This is a genomic window from Paenibacillus wulumuqiensis (genome assembly GCF_000971965.1).
GTDB lineage: Bacteria > Bacillota > Bacilli > Paenibacillales > Paenibacillaceae > Saccharibacillus > Saccharibacillus wulumuqiensis.
Window position 1 is genome coordinate 168,621 of sequence record NZ_KQ040793.1, and the last position, 19,808, is coordinate 188,428.

General features: G+C 47.8%; 14 protein-coding genes. 5 read left to right on the plus strand and 9 right to left on the minus strand.

Features of this window, described 5'->3' with window-relative positions:
• Positions 1–29: 29 nt before the first annotated feature.
• The 3 genes from WH45_RS03810 to WH45_RS03820 all read right to left on the minus strand — a co-directional run bounded on the left by WH45_RS03810 (position 30) and on the right by WH45_RS03820 (position 7,684).
• Positions 30–3,296 carry a S8 family serine peptidase gene (locus WH45_RS03810; protein WP_046213077.1) on the minus strand — a complete coding sequence of 1,089 codons (3,267 nt, stop codon included), beginning with the start codon at positions 3,294–3,296 and terminating at the stop codon, positions 30–32.
• A 257-nt stretch (positions 3,297–3,553) separates the two neighbouring features.
• Positions 3,554–6,778 (minus strand): S8 family serine peptidase, encoded by a 3,225-nt coding sequence (locus tag WH45_RS03815; protein ID WP_324292916.1) that lies wholly within the window; start codon positions 6,776–6,778, stop codon positions 3,554–3,556.
• Between the two features lie 354 nt (positions 6,779–7,132).
• A complete protein-coding gene (locus WH45_RS03820; protein ID WP_046213078.1) occupies positions 7,133–7,684 on the minus strand; it encodes a GbsR/MarR family transcriptional regulator in 552 nt (183 codons plus the stop codon).
• A gap of 507 nt (positions 7,685–8,191) precedes the next feature.
• On the opposite strand from WH45_RS03820, the gene WH45_RS03825 reads away from it, so the two are divergent.
• The 3 genes from WH45_RS03825 to WH45_RS24190 all read left to right on the plus strand — a co-directional run bounded on the left by WH45_RS03825 (position 8,192) and on the right by WH45_RS24190 (position 11,227).
• On the plus strand, positions 8,192–9,394 hold the full coding sequence (locus WH45_RS03825) for a quaternary amine ABC transporter ATP-binding protein (protein ID WP_046213079.1): 1,203 nt from the start codon (positions 8,192–8,194) through the stop codon (positions 9,392–9,394).
• Positions 9,387–10,223: an ABC transporter permease gene (locus WH45_RS24185; RefSeq protein ID WP_046213080.1), complete on the plus strand. Its 837-nt coding sequence runs from the start codon at positions 9,387–9,389 to the stop codon at positions 10,221–10,223. Before WH45_RS03825 ends, WH45_RS24185 begins: the two co-directional genes overlap by 8 nt.
• A 71-nt stretch (positions 10,224–10,294) precedes the next feature.
• Positions 10,295–11,227: a glycine betaine ABC transporter substrate-binding protein gene (locus WH45_RS24190; protein WP_046213081.1), complete on the plus strand. Its 933-nt coding sequence runs from the start codon at positions 10,295–10,297 to the stop codon at positions 11,225–11,227.
• Between the two features lie 194 nt (positions 11,228–11,421).
• On the opposite strand, the gene WH45_RS23530 is transcribed toward WH45_RS24190, so the two are convergent.
• Both WH45_RS23530 and WH45_RS03840 read right to left on the minus strand, forming a co-directional pair.
• Positions 11,422–11,586, minus strand: coding sequence for a hypothetical protein (locus tag WH45_RS23530; protein WP_156075145.1), 165 nt, complete (start codon positions 11,584–11,586; stop codon positions 11,422–11,424).
• Positions 11,587–11,637: 51 nt separating this feature from the next.
• Entirely contained in the window at positions 11,638–12,102 is a 465-nt protein-coding gene (locus tag WH45_RS03840) for a NucA/NucB deoxyribonuclease domain-containing protein (RefSeq protein ID WP_046213082.1), read from the minus strand.
• Between the two features lie 157 nt (positions 12,103–12,259).
• Here WH45_RS03840 and WH45_RS03845 point away from each other — a divergent pair, with 157 nt between their 5' ends.
• Positions 12,260–14,023, plus strand: coding sequence for a S8 family peptidase (locus WH45_RS03845; protein WP_082096526.1), 1,764 nt, complete (start codon positions 12,260–12,262; stop codon positions 14,021–14,023).
• A 208-nt stretch (positions 14,024–14,231) separates the two neighbouring features.
• A complete protein-coding gene (locus WH45_RS03850) occupies positions 14,232–15,008 on the plus strand; it encodes a sporulation protein (RefSeq protein ID WP_046213083.1) in 777 nt (258 codons plus the stop codon).
• A gap of 134 nt (positions 15,009–15,142) precedes the next feature.
• Here WH45_RS03850 and groL read toward each other — a convergent pair whose 3' ends face one another.
• The 4 genes from groL to tatC all read right to left on the minus strand — a co-directional run bounded on the left by groL (position 15,143) and on the right by tatC (position 19,639).
• The gene (groL, locus tag WH45_RS03855; RefSeq protein WP_046213084.1) at positions 15,143–16,771 is read right to left on the minus strand and encodes a chaperonin GroEL; all 1,629 of its coding nucleotides are present in this window, start codon (positions 16,769–16,771) and stop codon (positions 15,143–15,145) included.
• A 161-nt stretch (positions 16,772–16,932) separates the two neighbouring features.
• The gene (groES, locus tag WH45_RS03860) at positions 16,933–17,214 is read right to left on the minus strand and encodes a co-chaperone GroES (protein WP_017812864.1); all 282 of its coding nucleotides are present in this window, start codon (positions 17,212–17,214) and stop codon (positions 16,933–16,935) included.
• 252 nt (positions 17,215–17,466) lie between these two features.
• The gene (locus tag WH45_RS03865) at positions 17,467–18,666 is read right to left on the minus strand and encodes a hypothetical protein (protein ID WP_046213085.1); all 1,200 of its coding nucleotides are present in this window, start codon (positions 18,664–18,666) and stop codon (positions 17,467–17,469) included.
• A gap of 217 nt (positions 18,667–18,883) precedes the next feature.
• Positions 18,884–19,639 (minus strand): twin-arginine translocase subunit TatC, encoded by a 756-nt coding sequence (gene tatC, locus WH45_RS03870; protein ID WP_046213086.1) that lies wholly within the window; start codon positions 19,637–19,639, stop codon positions 18,884–18,886.
• Between the last annotated feature and the right edge of the window lie 169 nt (positions 19,640–19,808).

Here is a 19,808-nt window from a genome sequence, read left to right on the forward strand (position 1 = left end):
ATTACATATGATTCACTTCTATTAATTATTTACTTCGTTTTGGCTTTTACTCCCTCTACTTTCACCAGCGCATTAACAGTCTTGGATACGCTCGGATCGACCACAGAGCTAATCTGGATCTGCAGACGGACGATGCTGTAACTGCCTGTCGGGTACTTGATCAGCACACCGTTATCGTCCACATATTTATCATCGCTGCTGGAGACAATCTTGTATACCAGCCGCTCATTCTGGGGCAGTGTCAGTACAGGCTGGCCCAGCGTATGGTTACCATTCTGAATCTTGTTAAAAGGCCGCACAGCATCCGCTACACGATCGGCTTCCGTGCCGGCGATCCGGTAGGATAGATTGGCACGTTTGGTGGAGCTGCGCTTGACGTTGCCTGTCTCATCGATGTTGTAGGCTGCGATTTCCAGCTGGTATACCCCTTTTGGCAGTGCCTGGAACACTGTCTGACCGGAAGCGTTCAGTGCCATTGCTACATTATCGATATGATTGAAATGATAATATCCCGGCGCATAGATCGGGTAAGCTCCATTCACAGGTTCTTTTACCTGCTGCACCAGGGTACCGGCATATTTGCCATCCAGACCATACGCATTCAGTTCCAGTACATTGGCATCTGTAGAAGTCAGACGGAATGCGATGTCTGCGTAATTTTCTTTGCCGTTCATGCGAATAACCGTATTGCTGATCGATATATCCTGAATGCCCTGGCCAATATCAGGAGCATTCTGGCCGACATGAATCACAAATGGCAGATGCAGCGATGGATATCCTGCAGCGGTCAATACAACTTCTCCTTCATATACACCGTCTGCTGCCCCGGCAGAAGGCTGTACCGCAAGTGTGAATTCGGACGAGGAATGTGCATTTGCCGTAATCATGTCTCCTGCTGCCAGACCCTGCAGACGGGCGTTGATCTGGCTCGTGTCCGGTGTCGCTACCGGACGGGATGGATCGGAAGTTACGCTGCTATGCATCTTCACACTCGCCTGGTAGGTTACGGCTGTACCTGACGTGTTTTTGAGCTGGAGCTTTTTCAGCTGTTCACTGCCGCCTGCCGGCACTGTACCGAATCCGGCGGATGGATTGTAATTGGTAATGGTCTGGCGTTTCCAGTTCTTATCCAGTATGGTCACCGGCTCTACCGTCTGCAGCACAGCCGGTGTGTAGACAGCTGCACTAACATTGGCGCGTCCGGCACCCTGGGAATACACATCATAGGCTTTGCCCGTTTCATCGGACAGACGATCCGAAGTATTGGCAAGCGCTGCCCGGATATCAAAAGGCGTCCAATCCGGATGCTCCTGCTTCAGCAGTGCAGCCATGCCTGCTACCATTGGTGCTGCCATGCTCGTACCGCTCTCACGCTTGTACGCCTGGCTGTAAGAGGCGTCCTGAATATATTTGCCATAAGCTGGTACGGTCGAACGGATATTCACGCCTGGTGCAGCCATATCCGGCTTGATGCCGAGCAGTCCATCCTGATTCGGGCCGCGTGAGCTAAAGTCAGCCATCCGGTCACCGGCGACTTCCGTTTTTGGATAATCTCCGCTGAAACGGAATTGAAGCGGCTGCTCCGGATGCGCCACTGCAGCACGTGCCAGAGCACGTCCTTCTTTTCCACTCATATCAAAAGCAGGGATATATTCAAATCCCTCTCCAATATAGGCAGTTGCACCCAGATAGCCATCACGCCCATTGATACTTGTCGATAGATCAGCTTGATCCGGATGAGCTGCCTGTGCATTGCCATTAAATATAATAACGGCACGTGCGCCATGTTTGGCAGCCATTTTGATCTTGTCGTCGAACTGCATATTACCGCGGGAAACGAGCACAATTTTACCCGTCACATCTTTGTTCCGGTAATCCGCTTCGCCGCCGAGTCCCACATAGACTCCCTGCACTGCTCCTGTACCGATAATATCGGCAAAATTTTCGCGGTTCAGCTTCCATGCCATTGCATTGAGCGTATAGGTCTGCGCAGCGGATGAGTTGGCATACACGTCATCGCCGACCGTTTGGCCTTTCTCTGTGGAAGACGTCAATGTACGCAATCCACTATCTCCATAGACCGAGGCAGTTGCCGTTGCCTGGTACAGACGGTATGAAATGGATGAAGCGCCAACCGAGATCGCCAGCTGGGAAGTGGCCGGAGAGTTGACCGAGTAATAATAAGGGCCTGCGGCAGCATCATTGCCATTGGCAACCACGACTGTCGCACCGCTCAGCACCGCATTGTTGACTGCCGTAGAGATCGGCGAATTCACATCTTTGTTGGTGCTGATGCCGAGGGACAGATTGATAATATCCATGCCATCCTTGACGGCATGCTCAATACCATCGATCAGTGTAGCCGAATTGACGCTTTCCTTGTTCGTTGCGGGATTGCGTGAAGCTACCCGATACGCGTAGAGGTCCACATCGTAGGCTACCCCTTTCTGTACCACTTCACTGGTCGTATTCTCGGCGCGGCCGGCAATGATGCCTGCGGCATGAGTCCCATGCAGACTTCCCGGATATCCCAGTCGGTATGTATCCTGAGCGATACTGATAGGCGGTGTCTCATACGGATCACGATCTTTGTCGACCGAATCATAGCCGCCTTTGTAGGCCTTGCGCAGATCCGGATGCAGATAGTCCAGCCCTGTATCAATAACGCCGACTTTTACCCCTTTACCGGTCAGTCCCTTGGCCCAGGCGGTCTGCGCTCCGATCAGTGACAGTGCGGATGGATCATAGGTGGCCTGGCCTGCAGTCTGCAGCTTCTCTTCTACCGGAATATGGTACACTGCACTATTGTCATAAATGGACTTGATGCCCGGTAGCTGGGCCAGAACGGGAATCTGGTTGGCCGGAATCGAGATCTCCAGTCCGTTCAGTACGGTATTGTAACGATAATTGACCTTTAGCTGAATGCCTTTGGCGAGTGCCTGATTGATCATGGACGTCTGCTGCGAATTGACCGTGCTTTCTGTCGACTCGGCAGCTACCGATTCCAGTCCAATCGTCGCAGCATACTCCCCGACAGCCGCCGGCTGTGTAGTCAGCTGGACAATGACATTGGTACGCTGGCTGGAATTCGTGTTGATCTCCGGCGAGATCACATTGGTCTCACCCGAAGTGAGACTCAGCAGTTTATCCGGCAGACTCTTCTGCTCCAGTACATATGGAGAAGAGAGACTTCCGGATGCTGCATAGGCTGCTCCCGGAGATGCGGCCAGTCCGGCTGTGATCAGTACAGCCAGTGAACCATAAGACAACTTGCGCAGAACATGTAACTTTTTCAAATACGTTCCCTCGTTTCCTAGTTATACTTGCCCATTTCCCGCAGCCATATCGTATCATTACAGGTGACTGGTGAATAGCTATTTTCTCCATAAATTGTATTCACTGGAGACGGTCTTGTCATCAACCTTTAGATATAAATATAAAAAAAGCACTCTTCCGGCGTACATGTGCACCTGATGGTGCGTTCATGTCTGCGGGAAGAGTGCTCAAAAATTACTTTTCCATTGAAATCAGGTCGCGTTTATACTGCCAAACGCTAGGGTTTTGTGATTTTGATGAGTGCGTTGACCGTCTTGGTTGCGGACGGATCTGTTTTGGAGCTGATCTGGATTTGCAGTCTGGCAATGCGATAGTCGGTGTACGGGTATTTGATCAGTACGCCGCTGTCGTTTACATACTTGTCATCGCTGCTGGACAGGATTTTGTATTCCAGACGCTTGTCTGCCGGCAGGTCCAGTACTGCTTTGCCAAGGGTATTGTTGCCCTGGAGAATATAATTGAACTGCTTGGTAGCTGCAGCTACGCGGTCTTTTTCCGTACCGGCAATACGGTAGGACGAAGAAGCACGTTTGATGGAGTCTTGATTGATCTTGCCGTACTGATCAAGGTTGTATGCTGTAATCTCCAGTTTGTATACGCCTTTATCCAGCGCTTTGTACTCATATCCACCGGAAGATTTCTGGCTGATGTAGATGTTATCGACATCATTGAACCGGTAGTATCCTGGTGCAAATACCGGATAACCATTTTCGCCCGGAGCCTGGATGACCTGAACCAGTGTGCCGACATATTCATCTTCGATATTGTAGACATTCAGCTCTAGCACATTGGAATCAGTAGCCGTCAGGCGGAATCCGATATCTGTGGAATCCTGCTTGCCATCCATACGAATCACGGTGTTGCTGACTGCCACTTCCTGTACACCCAATCCGGCATCCGGCACGCTGTTACCTACATGGATAACGAAAGGCAGATGCAGTGATGGATATCCGTTCGCTGTCAGGACGACTTCCCCTTCATATACACCTGTCGCTGCAGCTGCAGAAGGTTTCACTGCCAGTTTAAACTCGGAAGCCGAGTTCGCACCGACCGTAATGGAATTGCCTGCATTCAGACCTTGCAGAGTCGCTTCGATATTGCTCACATCCGGTGTAGCAATCGGCTCATACGGATCGGAAGTGACGTTATTATGCATTTTCACGCTCGCCTGGTACGTAATTGTCGAGAAGGAAGTATTTTTCACCTGCAGCTCTTTGAACTGGGCTTCACTTCCTGCCGCTACCGTACCAAAAGCAGCTGATGGATTGTAGTTGGTAATGGTCTTGCGGTTCCAGTCTTTGTCGAGAATCGTGATGTCTTCCACCGTCTGCAGAACAGCCGGTGTATAGACTGCAGTCCCTACATTCGCGCGTCCGGCACCCTGGGAATAGACATCATACTGTGTATTGGACAGATCGTAGAGCGTATCCGCTGTATTCGCCAGAGCGGCACGGATATCGAACGGTGTCCAGTTTGGATGCTCCTGCTTGAGCAGTGCAGCCATACCGGCTACGTGTGGTGAAGCCATACTTGTACCATTTTGACGCTCATAGGCTCTGCTGTAGGAAGCATCCTTGATGTACTTGCCATAGGCAGGTACGGATGAGCGGATATTTACACCCGGTGCAGATACGTCCGGCTTGATGCCGAGCAGTCCATCCTGGTTCGGTCCACGGGAGCTAAAGGAAGCCATCGTATCGCCGCGTACTTCGTCTTTTGGATATTGATCGCCAAATGTGAATTCAAGTGATCCTTCGGAAGCCAGTGCTTCTCTTGCCAGTGCACGGCCTTCTGCACCCGCCATATCGAAGGTTGGTACATAGTCGAATCCTTCGCCGATAAATCCGGTCGCGCCTACATGACTGTCGCGTCCTGGGATACTTTCGGACAGATCCGCTTCATTCGGATTGCTTGCCTTGGAGTTACCATTGAAGATAATCGCCGCTTTGGCACCATGATCCTTGGCATTTTTCATTTTATCGACAAATGGCAGATTACCACGGGAAATCAGTACCACTTTGCCTTTGACATCCTTGCCTGCATAATCCGCTTCGGCGCCCAGTCCTACATATACACCTTCAAGGGCATCCGTACCGAGGATTTCGGCAAAGTTGCTGCTGGATACGTACCAGCTCATTACATTCAGTCCATAGGACTTTGCGGATGGATCGCCGTATACATCTTCGCTTACGGCTGCACCTTTATTTCCATATACGGACGCAGATACGGTCGCTGTATAGGTGGCAAAAGGAATCGATGATGCCCCTACGGAAATGGCCAGCTGGGAGCTTGCCGGTGAACCCATGGAATAGTAGTAGTATCCGGAATCTGCTGCATTACCGTTCGCTACGACTGCCGTTACGCCGCCCAGTACGGCGTTGTTGATCGCTACGGAATCCGGGGAGTTAACATCCTTTTCCGTATCGGAGCCCAGGGACAGGTTGATCACATCCATGCCGTCTTTGACCGCATGCTCGATGCCATCAATGACCTGTGCGGATGAGCCGGAAGCACGGTTGGTCACCGGGTTACGGGACAGTACACGGTAGGCATACAGATTCGCATCGTAGGCTACCCCTTTTTGCACGATATCACTCGTCTTGTTCTCGGCACGTCCCACGATGGTACCGGATACGTGTGTACCATGGGAAGTTCCTTCAAAACCGGTACCATAAGGATCTTCATCTACAGACAACGGCCGGTCTTCATAAGGATCGAAGTCTTTGTCTACAGAGTCATAGCCACCTTTGTAGGCGCTTTTAAGATCCGGATGTTCGTAATCGACACCGGTATCGATAACGCCGACTTTGACGCCTTTACCGGTAATGCCTTTGTTCCAAGCCTGCTGTGCACCGATCAGGTTCAATGGTGCAGGGTCATATGTAGCTTGTTTGGCTGTCGCTGTCAGGGTTGGCGGCTCCTGAACAGGAATTGTGTAGTATGTGCTGTTTTCATAGATGGATTTGACACCTGGCAGTTCAGCCAGCTTGGGAATCTGGTTGGCCGGAATGGAGATTTCCATACCATTCAATACCGTATTGTAACGGTAATTGACGTGCAGATTGATACCTTTGTCCAGCGCCTGCTTCACAATGGAGTTCTGCTGTGAATTGATAGCGCTCTCGGTAGACTCGGCAGCCATGGAACGAATGCCCATCTGAGCCGCATATTCACCAACTGCTACCGGCTGGTTGGTCAGCTGCACGATGACACGAATCGTTTGGCTGGACTTTGTGTTGATTTTGGGTGAAATGACGTTCGTCTCGCCTGAAGTCAGGCTGATTAACTTATCGGGCAGCTGCTTTTGATTCAGCAGATACGGAGATACGGCTGTACCTTCTTCTGCTGCATAGGCTGCACTCGGAGACCATGCTGTTCCTGCTGCGAGCAGAGCAGCCATGGATACCACAGATAACTTGCGAAGAACATGTGATTTAGTCAAATTTCGTCCCTCATTTCATCAATTTGGTTATTCAATTGTCAAAAATCCCGGCAGTACCCCTATTTCCACCATCATTTATTTATGTAAGCTTTATTAACCCCCTTTTCTATATTATAGGAATATTTTATTACATAGCATTATATTACCACCTGAATTAACCACTGGCTAGATATTTTATCCATGTATAGATAAATTTTGCGCTACTTATAATGAAATAGTTCTTTTTTATCAAACTGCACAATATATAAGGACATTTTACATATTCACATACAAAAAAGAGCATTTCTGTTCACTATTCAGGAACTGAAATGCTCGTATAAATATACCATTATATGGAGATAATATAATTGTCAGCTATTCTTCCTTCGGAACCAGATCAAAAATGGTTCCATCCTCCATTGTATCGATCAAACGATCCAGCCACAGATAATAACGGATCGCTTCCTGCATCTTTTCCTTGTCCTTTACCAGTACACTCCGCGCCGGAATATCCGGCATATCCGCAATCAGCTTATCAATTTCCTTGACCGATTTGCGAAAAACAAGAATATTGCTCTCTACAGCTTTACGCCATTTGATAGCAAAAAAATCGGTAAACGTCTGGTACCAGTCATATTCCACTTCGTACAGGTCTTTACGTGAGCCTTTTTCCCATACTTTATTGACCATATGCAGATCAAGCAGATTGCGTACCCCGGTACTCATGCTCGTCTTGCTCATCGCCATCTCACGTCCCATATCATCCAGTGTCATCGGTCGATCTGCAAAAAAAAGCAAGCCATACAGATGGCCTGTAGACAATGTTACTCCATAAAGATCCATATTGCGTCCAATCACTTCAATAACGCGCTTTCTGACTTTTTGCACCGTCTCCTGCTGCGATTCATCCAATTGGTCCAAGCCCATGCTTGCACACTCCCATTCTATACATACAGTTTATACTATACGATCGGTAATAATTGACTTTCCCCATTTTAAAAAAATAATCAAAAAAAGTAAAGAAGAGCATTTGCGAGTATTACCCAGTATATCGACGTATTTCTTCTATAAATATCGTACAGTTTTTTCTGTACAAACTTATTATACGGATTTTACGGTTGATTTGCAAAATAGTATTTGTTACACTTAATCACGTTGCGTTGCAAATCGTGAAAATATTCTTTGTTACAGAAATAATGATAATACTTTCAAGTATTCATTATTTGAAATTTGGGTAATAAATTCGGTGATGTATTCCGGCTAACTCTCTTCGTATCCATTTCTTCGTTTCATTCAAGCTTCCCTCACCTACCTGAATGACAAAGAATAACCGATAAGCAGCCCGTGTTGAAAATCGTGAATTTAATGATTGTCCGTCAGCACCACCGCAGGAATATCGTATGTGTTTCTACTATATATAAGGGGTGACAATGCATGTCTATTTTGGAAATCAAAAATGTAAGCAAACTGTTTGGCCCAAATGCAGAGCAGGGCGTGAAACTGCTGGAGCAGGGATGGACCAAAGAGAAGATGGCAAAGGAAAAACAAATCACGGTCGGTGTGAACCGCGTAAATATGGAAATCAATCAGGGCGAGATTTTCGTCATTATGGGATTATCCGGCAGTGGTAAGTCCACACTCGTACGTATGTTTAACCGCCTGATCGAGCCGACTTCCGGTGAGATTCTGTTACACGGCAAAGATCTTCGCAAAATGAACAAGGAACAGCTGCGTAATGCACGACGCAAAACAATCAGTATGGTGTTCCAGAAGTTTGCCCTTTTCCCTCATCGTACGGTACTCGAGAATGTGGAATATGGTCTCGAGATTCAAAAAGTAGCCAAAGCCGAGCGCAGAGAAAAAGCGCTGATTTCACTCGAACTCGTCGGCCTCAAAGGCTGGGGCGATAAGATGCCGGATGAGCTCAGTGGTGGTATGCAGCAGCGTGTCGGTCTGGCCCGTGCACTCGCCAACGATCCGGAAGTACTGCTGATGGATGAAGCGTTCAGTGCACTGGATCCGCTGATCCGCCGCGATATGCAGGATGAGCTGATCGAGCTGCAGGACAAAATGAAAAAAACCATTATTTTCATCACACACGATTTGGACGAAGCTCTTCGCATCGGTGACCGGATCGCCCTGATGAAAGACGGCGTGGTCGTACAGATTGGCACACCGGAAGAAATTATGATCCAGCCGGCCAACTCCTATGTGGAACGCTTCGTCGAAGACGTGGATCTGTCCAAAGTACTGACAGCCGCACATGTTATGCGCAGACCGGAGACAATTACTCTGGATCGTGGTCCTCGTGTTGCACTGGAACTGATGCGTGAACGGGGTATCTCCAATCTGTTCGTCATTGACCGTTCCAAAAAGCTGCTCGGCATCATCACCGCCGAAGACGCTGCCACCGCAGTACGCCAGCAGCAGAAGCTGGACGATATTCTGATCAAGGATGTTCCTTATGTAGCTCCAGAGCGTGTGCTAAATGACTTGTTTGAAATGGTAAGTACCGCCAAACTGCCTGTTGCTGTCGTCGATGATCGTGAACGTCTGACAGGCGTTATCGTACGGGGTGCCCTGCTGGGTGCACTGGCTGGAGAAGTTGAGAACGGGGAGGTTGCTTTGAATGCCTAAGATTCCTATTGCCCACTGGGTTGATGTAATTGTAGAGTGGCTCAGTATCCACTGGGCTTCCTTCTTCAAGGGAGTATCCAATGTTATTACGTATGTGGTCGACATCTTCACCTGGTTGTTTATGCTGCCGCATCCATTTTTGTTCGTTATCATTATCGCACTGCTCGGTTATATGGCCGGACGGTGGACGATGGCCTTCTTCTCGGCTGTCGGATTCCTGCTCATCTATAATCTGGGGTACTGGACAGAGACGATGAACACACTCGGTCTCGTCGTTACGTCTGCCCTGATTTCCATTATCATCGGGGTACCGCTCGGCATCTGGTGTGCTTCCAGCAAAATTGCTGCACGCATCATTACACCGGTGCTCGACTTTATGCAGACGATGCCTGCATTCGTCTATCTGCTGCCGGCTGTTACTTTCTTCAGTCTCGGTGTGGTTCCCGGTGTTGTCGCTTCTGTCATTTTCGCGATTCCGCCAACCATCCGTATGACCCACCTGGGGATTACACAGGTATCCGGCGAATTGGTCGAGGCCGCCGATGCTTTTGGTTCCACCGGTGCACAGAAGCTGTTCAAAGTACAGCTGCCACTCGCTCTGCCATCCGTTATGGCAGGTATTAACCAGACGATTATGCTCTCTCTGTCCATGGTCGTTATTGCGTCCATGATCGGTGCACAGGGTATTGGTGCGGTCGTATACCGTGCGGTCGGCCAGCTCAAGATTGGTGAAGGATTCGAAGCCGGTCTGGCAGTCGTTGTTCTCGCGATTGTACTGGATCGTCTGTCCCAGAGTCTGTTCAACGGTAAACGTAGAAAAGCGGCTTAATACAGCCGCTTCTCTTTTGCCCATTATTCAACTGTCCATAACATTCCTATACAAAGGAGCGATAATGCAATATGAAAAAGTATAGAAACTGGCTGTTATCCGGCTGTATCGTACTCATTATGATCATCTCCGCCTGTAACCCGGAGCGCCAGCCATTCCCGAGTTTCCCGGGCAGCGGTGAAGCGGCTACGAGTTCCGATCCGGTCGGTACGCAGGTCAATCACCAGATTATCGGTATTGATGCCGGGGCAGGTATTATGAAAGGTACCCGCAAAGCGATCGAAGACTACGGTTTGAGCGACTGGACACTGGTTGAAGGTTCCAGTGCCGCCATGACCGCCACACTCGCCAAAGCGATACGCAATGAAGAACCAATCATCGTAACCGGCTGGACGCCGCACTGGATGTTCAGCAAATATGATCTGAAATACCTCGAAGATCCGAAAAAATCATTCGGGGAAGCCGAAGGCATTCACACCCTCGCCCGTAAAGGCCTGCAAAAAGATGATCCTACCGCATATCAGTTCCTGGACCGTTTCTCCTGGACATCTGACGAAATGGGTGAAATCATGGTCGCTATCCAGGATGGTACAGACCCTGCACAGGCAGCCAAAACCTGGGCGGAAGCTCATCCGGATCGTGTGAACGAATGGACCAAAGGTCTGAACAAAACAAACGGCAAATCACTGACACTCAGCTATGTAGCCTGGGATTCCGAGATTGCCAGCACGAATCTGATGAAATATATCCTGGAAAACAAACTGGGTTATAAAGTAACTGCCCTGCAGGTTGAAGCCGGCCCTATGTTCACCGGTGTAGCCAACGGAGATGCAGATGCTACCGTAGCGGCATGGCTGCCACTCACACATGCCGATTACTGGGAGAAATACAAAGCCAAACTGGATGATCTGGGCCCGAATATGGAAGGTGTCAAAGTCGGTCTGGTCGTTCCAAAATATATGAATGTAAGTTCGATTGAAGACCTGGTGGATCAGCCGCAATAATATCGGCTTCACTTCGCTTACTGTGTTCCATTTACAGATCGGATGAATAAATTCCATACCATTCAGGCAATACAATAAAAGGCACATTTCCTGTTATTCAGGAAATGTGCCTTTTATCATGTATAGTACTATTCAAGCCGGTACACCATGCAGACATGCCGCCAGTGTACTATTCCCCCATAAGGGCAGGCTGCTTATAGCCCGCTGTCTGAATCGTCCTGATGCTTGGTCAGCTTTCTGATCCAGAGTCCAAACAAAAGACATGCTCCGAGGATCATAACTCCGTACAGCAAAATATAAGGTGTATGTGCGTTGAATTCCATAAATAAAGGCAGCAGCGCCGTCATTGCAGTTTCCATATCCATTCCTCCTCCGCAAATTTGCAATAATTAATTTTTACCCACTATTAGTCATTTTACCTCAATTAATACCCTTGTGCCATCCGGATAATTGTCTAATTGGTTACTAATCCATGAACCGGCTCCCCGATTATCGGAAGGTGTGACATATCGTATATCCGCACCGGCGCCGCCTTCCTTGCACATCGCCATCGGCCATTCATCCCGGTCATATCCTTTGCGGGTCTCGATTCCTTTGAGCGACTCACGGCGGTTTTCCTTGGCGCCTTTGCGATCAATCGTGCAGATCGCCGATTCTCCGGCAGCAATGGCATCCTTGATATGGTCGCCTGTCTTCGGATAACGATTTTTTGGGAAAACGAGCGTATAGTCTGCCTGCTCATTCTGGTCCATTGAGCTGGATGACGGATTCAGCGCGCCGGTAAGCGAACCCAGATCGACTTTGCCGGTAAATAGATAGATGGCCACAACAACGACCAATGCGCTGACGACGGCCCCTATTCGCTTGGGTGACATAGATGTATATTCCTCCTGTTGTTTCTTTCTTTTATTAAAATATTTTTTTTAATATTAATGCAGCGTTAATACTTAACTAACTAAGTGATTTTGTCGATAAATAGACTAGGTTGACTATTATATAAAAAGGTATCTATATATATCAAGGGGGGACACCATGAAAAAAATATGTACAGTTGTCCTGTCTCTATCACTCGCTGCTACAGCATTGCCTGGGATAACTTCAGCAGAACCTAACTCACGTAATTCCGAGCAGTCTTCGTCAGGTGCCTCTGCTTCTCGAGGTTCCGAGCAGTCTTCATCAGGTGCCTCCGCTTCTCGAGGTTCCGAGCAGTCTTCATCAGGTGCCTCTGCCTCTCGAGGTTCCGAGCAGTCTTCGTCAGGTGCCTCTGCCTCTCGAGGTTCCGAGCAGTCTTCGTCAGGTGCCTCTGCTTCTCGGGGTTCGGAGAAATCTTCATCAAGCTCATCAACATCTCGTGGCTCGGAAAAGCAACCCGCGGCCGCACGCTCTGCAGAAGATCCACTTGCTCAGTCATTAGAATTACTTCCAGAAGAGCCAGCAGCCGAAAAACGTGTTATTGTTACTTTTAAAACTAAACCAGATAGAGGTGCGGTTGAAAAAGCAAGCGGCCGAGTGAATCAGGAATTCAAAAACATTCCAGCTCTCGCTATTAGTATACCAGTAACAGCTATTAAAGGATTACAAAATAATCCGAATATTGAATCAATTGAGTCTGATCAGGTAGTTCAAACGGAACAAACTCAGGACTGGGGTATAGCTAAAACAAATGCTCCAGCAGCTTGGAAAACCGGTTATACAGGTAAAGGTATCAAAGTGGCAGTTGTAGATACGGGAATCGAATCGCATGAAGATCTTGTAATTACAGGTGGTACTTCAGTGATCTCCTATACTTCATCCTATACAGACGATAATGGACACGGTACACATGTTGCCGGTATTATTGGAGCACTCAACAATAGTATAGGTATGGTTGGCATTGCACCAGACTCTAGTTTGTATGCAGTCAAAGCTTTGGATCAAAACGGTAGTGGTTATTTGTCAGATGTAGTAGCAGGTATCGATTGGTCTATAAGTAACAATATGGATATTGTGAATCTTAGTCTTGGTACAACCAGTGATTCTTTCGCATTAAAACAGGTTGTAGATAAAGCCTACTCCTCAGGTCTTCTTGTTGTGGCAGCCGCTGGCAATAATGGTGCAAGCGATGGTTCTGGCGATACGGTTAATTATCCGGCACGTTATGATTCCGCTATAGCAGTAGCAGCAACCGACTCGACGGATCAAAGAGCGAGCTTCTCCGCAACCGGCAATACTGTTGAAGTAGCAGCACCAGGAGTTAGTGTACTGAGCACCTATCCGGGGAATCGTTATGTGAAAATGAGTGGTACCTCTATGGCTGCACCTTATGTGGCAGGAGATCTTGCATTGCTGCAGCAGGCATATCCAACACTGAGCCATTCAGAACTGCGTGCAAAACTCGTTGCTACCGTTGTTGATCTTGGTTCAGCTGGAAAAGATTCGTGGTTTGGATATGGTTTAATTCAAGCACCTTATAGTAATGTAAATGAACCTGCACCCACAGAGTCTTCACCTCTGGCAACCCAGACACTGGTGACTACAAATAAGTCTTCTTACAAAGCAGGAGAATCAATAACCATTACCGTAAAAGTAAAAGATTCCGCAGATAAATTACTATCTAGTGCAGCAGTATCTTTGACAATTACAAATCCTCGCGGAGCTAAAACTGCATTACAGGCTGTAACCAATTCCAGTGGTACTGTTTCATTTAATCTGACTACTGTCAAAAATAGCGTTAAAGGAAGTTATCAGGTAAAAGCCGAAACCTCTCTTAATGGTTATGCAAGCAGTACAGCGTCGACTTCATTTAGTTTAAGATAATTTAAAAAGTGAAAACACTCTTGGCTTGATTGAGAGTGCTTTCACTTTTTTAATATTTTTGATCCATAAGAAACCGGACCGACCCGGTCTGCGTATAATGTCATAAGCTACATAGAAGTGCAACGATCATAGCTTCAGGCATTCCATCCACTTCGTCCGTATACTCGCAGGTATGTGGCTCTATTTTACTTTCAAAGGAGAAATGTCTATGTCATTCTTTAACAAAATGCTCGCTCGTGTCGGTGTTGGTGCTGCCAAAATCGATACCGTGCTCGATCAAAGCGAATATTATCCGAACAGTGAAGTCCGCGGCATTGTCCATGTACAGGGTGGTAACGTCGATCAGGACGTTGGCAATATCTATATCGAGGTGATGACCCAGTACATCCGCGAACAGGATGACAAAAAGCACTATGTCAATTACACGATCGCCAAATACCGTGTATCGGAAAAAACCCAGGTTAAAAATGGCCAGAAGCTGGAGATTCCATTCGGATTCACCCTTCCTTCCCAGACGCCGCTAACGCTCAGCAATCAGAAAATATGGCTGCATACCGGCCTGGATATCGAGATGAGCGTGGACCCGACAGATCAGGATTATATCGTCGTACGGCCGCATCCGTATATGGATACGGTTTTCGAAGCGACCGAGCGCCTGGGCTTCCGCTTCAAAGCTTCTACGGTGGAATATGCTTCCCGTTCGCCGTTTGGCGTCCCTTATGTACAGGAGATTGAATTCTATCCGGGCGCCCGGTTCCACGGACGGATCACCGAGCTGGAGCTGATGATGTCACTGACCAGCAACGGACTGCAGATCCTCGTCGAAGTGGATCGTCGCGGCCGCGGACTGGGCGGATTCTTCGCTAATGCATTTGATATGGATGAGCGCCGCGCGTGGCTGGATCTGACGCCGTCGGATCTGAATCGTGGAGCGGATTATGTGGCACAGCAGCTGGAGCGGTTGATTGATCAGCAGAGCCGGTAAATAAACTTATTTTAATCCACTTACTGTGAGCTTGATATTATTTCTAAAAAAAGAGCCTTACACCCAATTAGGTGTAAGGCTCTTTGAATTGAAGTAGATAATATTGATGTACTACAGATTCAGAGAATCTGTTATTACATCATGCCGCCCATTCCACCCATGCCGCCCATGTCTGGACCTGCAGCGGATGCTGGTTCTGGTTTGTCAGCGATAACCGCTTCAGTAGTCAGGAACATTGCTGCTACGGATGCTGCGTGCTGCAGTGCGGAACGTGTTACTTTGGCAGGGTCAACGATACCTGCTTCGAACATGTTCACCCATTCACCGGAAGCGGCGTTGTAACCAATGCCTACTTCTTCTTTTTTCAGACGCTCAACAATAACGGATCCTTCTTGACCAGCGTTAGCTGCGATCGTACGGATTGGCTCTTCCAGAGCACGCAGAACGATGTTTACGCCTGTTTTCTCGTCGCCTTCTGCACTTACTGCAGCTACAGCGTTGTATACGTTCACGAGTGCAGTACCACCACCGGATACGATACCTTCTTCAACCGCAGCGCGGGTTGCGTTCAGGGCGTCTTCGATGCGCAGTTTGCGCTCTTTCAGTTCGGTTTCGGTTGCAGCACCGACTTTGATTACTGCTACGCCGCCGGACAGTTTTGCCAGACGCTCTTGCAGTTTTTCTTTGTCGAACTCGGAAGTTGTTTCTTCCAGCTGCGCACGGATTTGGCTGATACGTGCATCGATGTCCGCTTTGTCGCCGGCACCGTCAACCACGATTGTGTTTTCTTTGGTTACGCGTACTTGACGTGCAGTACCCAGTTGGTCGATGGTAGCGGATTTCAGATCCAGACCGAGTTCTTCTGTGATCACCTGTCCACCAGTCAGTGCAGCGATATCTTGCAGCATCGCTTTGCGACGGTCACCGAATCCAGGAGCTTTAACAGCTACTGCATTGAATGTACCACGCAGTTTGTTGACAACCAGCATCGCCAGTGCTTCGCCTTCGATATCTTCAGCAATGAGTACCAGTGGTTTGCTTTGTTGTACAACTTTCTCCAGCAGCGGCAGGATTTCCTGAGTGTTGCTGATTTTTTTGTCAGTGATCAGAATGAATGGGTTGTCCAGGACAGCTTCCATTTTATCTGTATCTGTGATCATGTATGGAGAGATGTAACCGCGGTCGAATTGCATACCTTCTACAACTTCCAGCTCGGTTGCGAATCCACGGGATTCTTCAACAGTGATAACACCGTCGTTACCCACTTTTTCCATTGCTTCTGCGATCAGTTGACCGACTTCATCGTCAGCTGCGGAGATAGCCGCTACCTGTGCGATAGATTGTTTGTCTTCAACGTGACGGGAGATGCTTTTGAGTTCTTCAACAGCTGCACGAACCGCTTTGTCGATACCTTTACGGATTACCATAGGGTTAGCGCCTGCAGTTACGTTTTTCAGACCTTCGCGAATCATCGCTTGAGCCAGAACGGTTGCAGTCGTTGTACCGTCACCGGCAACATCGTTGGTTTTGGTTGCTACTTCTTTAACCAGCTGTGCACCCATGTTCTCGAATGCATCTTCCAGCTCGATTTCCTTGGCGATGGTCACACCATCGTTGGTGATCAGCGGGCTGCCGAATTTTTTCTCCAGAACGACGTTACGTCCTTTTGGTCCAAGTGTTACTTTTACTGCGTCTGCCAGAGCGTCTACACCACGAAGCATTGCGCGGCGAGCGTCTTCACTGAATTTGATATCTTTAGCCATTTGAAAAGTACCTCCTCAGTATTATAGAAATTCATATAAGGTTAAGATTTTGCTTGGCAAAAATCATAAATGTATTGGAATGCAGTGCCCATCCAGCGCCTGGCGCCGATGAAGCACCCTCTTTGGATGTAGCTAAGTAAATGCATTCAGCAAACCGGAGATTAACCCAGAATCGCGTGAATGTCGCTTTCTTTCATAATCAAATATTCTTTGCCTTCATATTTGATTTCTGTACCGGCATATTTCGAGAAGAGAACACGGTCGCCTTCTTTTACTTCCAAAGGAACACGAACTCCATCTTTCAACAGTCCGCTGCCTACCGCAATGATAGTGCCTTCCTGCGGCTTTTCTTTGGCAGAGTCTGGAAGCACGATTCCGAATGAAGTCGTCTCCTCCTGTTGGCTCGCTTCTACCAATACACGTTCACCTAAAGGTTTGATCATGAAAAATAGCCTCCTTAAAGTTTGAATGGAATCATCTTGCAGGTAGCAGTCTACCCATGTGTTAGCACTCGACCACGTCTAGTGCTAACAGCCAACTTTATGATACTCAACTTGAGCGATGATTTCAAGTCCCTTTGTATAAAATCCTGTAGAAACGCTTAAAATCATCTCAAAAGAAAAGACCATCCATGGAGCAGAATTCGAAATTTCACATTCGATTCCGCCGACAGATGGCCTCTTGTTCCAAATCTTTTATCTCAAAAAGTAATCATGCCGATCGCTTCTCACGGATTGTTTTTCACGGGCAGGCAGCTCAAAGTTCGCATCAAATTTAAAAATATATGCTGCTGTCAGCCAGATGATCCAACAATTCACTCCGAAAAACAAATAGCCGTAATAACCGAGAAAGGGCATTTCCGAGAATACATGCAGTTTGTCGAGATAGGGAACAGAATATTTCCAGTAGTTTGGATTGGTTGGTGCGCCTCCATTGAAATACTCTATGCCATAATTCCACAATTCCCAGAAAAATCCGTTTAATACTGTAGCAATAGCAATCAAAAGAATCGGTGACCAGTTTCCTTCCCTAATGGACGTAAACGGATTCCATAAGCCTGAAAGCCCCATTGCTGCCGACAACAGTGGAACCAGCGCCAGCCAAAGCACAAAGAACAGCTGATGCGGAAAATAACCCATCGCCACAGCCAGCACCAGACCGAGCACGTACAGAGTAATCATAACCGGCTTGTTCAGGGAAATCCGGGGGCCGCTGCTATACCGTTCGTTTAGTTTGGGAAATGTTTTGAGCAGCAGATACCATTCCACTATTGCAGGCAATACCGTCGTATACGAGAGTGAAAACCAGAATATATTGCCGAAATTTGAGAATACATCCTTATTGGGATAATACCAGTTGCTAACGACAAAATAGTTGAGATACTCAAATGCAAACCAGCTGAAGCAGGATACGATCGCAAGCAGTTGAAGCAGCCTGGGCTTGCTGGAAATCAGCGAGACCCCACTATTACGCTTATATACAATGCCATCCAGCAGAAATATAAATGACCACCATAACGGTACAAATGTATAGGCTTCGAAAAATTTAAACACAGGCAGCTGAGACCACATCACCAACCAGCAAAAAAGAAGAACCGGAATTGCTATCCAGAACCACAGCGGAAATTTGGTATTTGCTGAAGATGGATGCTGAGCATGAATTTTTACTTTGCTAAATCCGAATAGTCTCGGGAATATCAAAAATACTGCCAAGAAAAGCGCGATTGTACAACCAACCACAAAGAAGGATAGACTGAAACCAGGCGGCTCCAACACTTTTTGTGATGGAAATAACCCGTAACCTGGTGGCAGCCCATCCCACTTTATAATACTCCCTATCAAAGGCAGGATAAAAATCGATAAAAACGTAATGATCAGAAATACAATTTTCTTCAAACGTCTAACCCCTTTTTCTATGTAATAAACGGTGTTTTCTGTACTGTTTTCAACAATATTACCGTTTTTCCGACAGTTGCATCTGACCCGTATTTACTATTTATAATCTCCTGTCGCCAAAAAAGATAGTGTTTTTATGGAAATAAAAAAGTATTCTGCAGAAGCCCGGATGCCTGATCCAAAGGCCCCTTTATCTGCAGAATACCTGTCATTATTATTAGATTTCTTCTAATAGCCGTGCGGCATCCCTGCGCTGCTGTCTGCGATAGACGACTTTGGACAAGATCACACTCAGCTCATACAATGCCAAGAGCGGAACGGCAACCAGTATATCGGAGATAAAGTCCGGCGGCGTAATAACTACCGCTACAAAAACGAGTACAAAATAAGCCGGTTTGCGTATTTTGGCGAGCAGCGCCGGGGTTACAATCCGGATCGTGGTCAGGAACATAACGATGATCGGCAGTTCGAACAGACCGGCTACCGGGAATACGATATTCGACATAAAGGTAAAATACTGCACGACCCCATACGTCTCTTCCAATCCCATACTGCGGGTGACCTTGGACGTAAAAGCAAGGGCCATCGGGAAGATAATGTAATAAGCAAACATCACACCCAGCAGAAACATCACAAATACAAACGGAATATACCGCCTTGCCGCCCTGCGTTCATGCGGCAGCAGCCCCGGACTCACAAAAGCCCACAGCTGATAGACGGCGCACGGCAGCGTCAATGCAATCGCCACGACCATGGCGATTTTCATATACAGCCCGATGCCATCCCAGAACGAGAATACATGAAATACCAGCTGACGGGCCGTCTCTGCGGCGACCAGGTACTGGTAGACCGGCTGCGCCACCAGCAGACCGGCAATCAAGCCAAGGAGCAGCACCGCAATCACAATAATCAGCCGCCGCCTCAGTTCGGTCAGATGATCTATCAGAGACATATCTTTTTCGGAATCAGACATCGTTCTCCTCCATTCAATTCTGTATTTCCGTTCTGATCCGCAGCCTGTACCGTGGGAAAAGAAAATCCCTTCCGCCGGGGAAGGGATTCGGAACATGGCCGATACAGTGATTCTCATCCTCCATCCAGAGGTGAGCGGCATGCAGATCCGTCTATGTTCAGCCTATACC

Excerpts from the sequence above, each read along its gene's own strand:
- WH45_RS03820 (WP_046213078.1), bottom strand. The coding sequence starts at position 7,684 with ATGGGCTTGGACCAATTGGATGAATCGCAGCAGGAGACGGTGCAAAAA.
- WH45_RS03825 (WP_046213079.1), top strand. The coding sequence starts at position 8,192 with ATGTCTATTTTGGAAATCAAAAATGTAAGCAAACTGTTTGGCCCAAAT.
- WH45_RS24185 (WP_046213080.1), top strand. The coding sequence starts at position 9,387 with ATGCCTAAGATTCCTATTGCCCACTGGGTTGATGTAATTGTAGAGTGG.
- WH45_RS24190 (WP_046213081.1), top strand. The coding sequence starts at position 10,295 with ATGAAAAAGTATAGAAACTGGCTGTTATCCGGCTGTATCGTACTCATT.
- WH45_RS23530 (WP_156075145.1), bottom strand. The coding sequence starts at position 11,586 with ATGGAAACTGCAATGACGGCGCTGCTGCCTTTATTTATGGAATTCAAC.
- WH45_RS03840 (WP_046213082.1), bottom strand. The coding sequence starts at position 12,102 with ATGTCACCCAAGCGAATAGGGGCCGTCGTCAGCGCATTGGTCGTTGTT.
- WH45_RS03845 (WP_082096526.1), top strand. The coding sequence starts at position 12,260 with ATGAAAAAAATATGTACAGTTGTCCTGTCTCTATCACTCGCTGCTACA.
- WH45_RS03850 (WP_046213083.1), top strand. The coding sequence starts at position 14,232 with ATGTCATTCTTTAACAAAATGCTCGCTCGTGTCGGTGTTGGTGCTGCC.
- groL (WP_046213084.1), bottom strand. The coding sequence starts at position 16,771 with ATGGCTAAAGATATCAAATTCAGTGAAGACGCTCGCCGCGCAATGCTT.
- groES (WP_017812864.1), bottom strand. The coding sequence starts at position 17,214 with ATGATCAAACCTTTAGGTGAACGTGTATTGGTAGAAGCGAGCCAACAG.
- tatC (WP_046213086.1), bottom strand. The coding sequence starts at position 19,639 with ATGTCTGATTCCGAAAAAGATATGTCTCTGATAGATCATCTGACCGAA.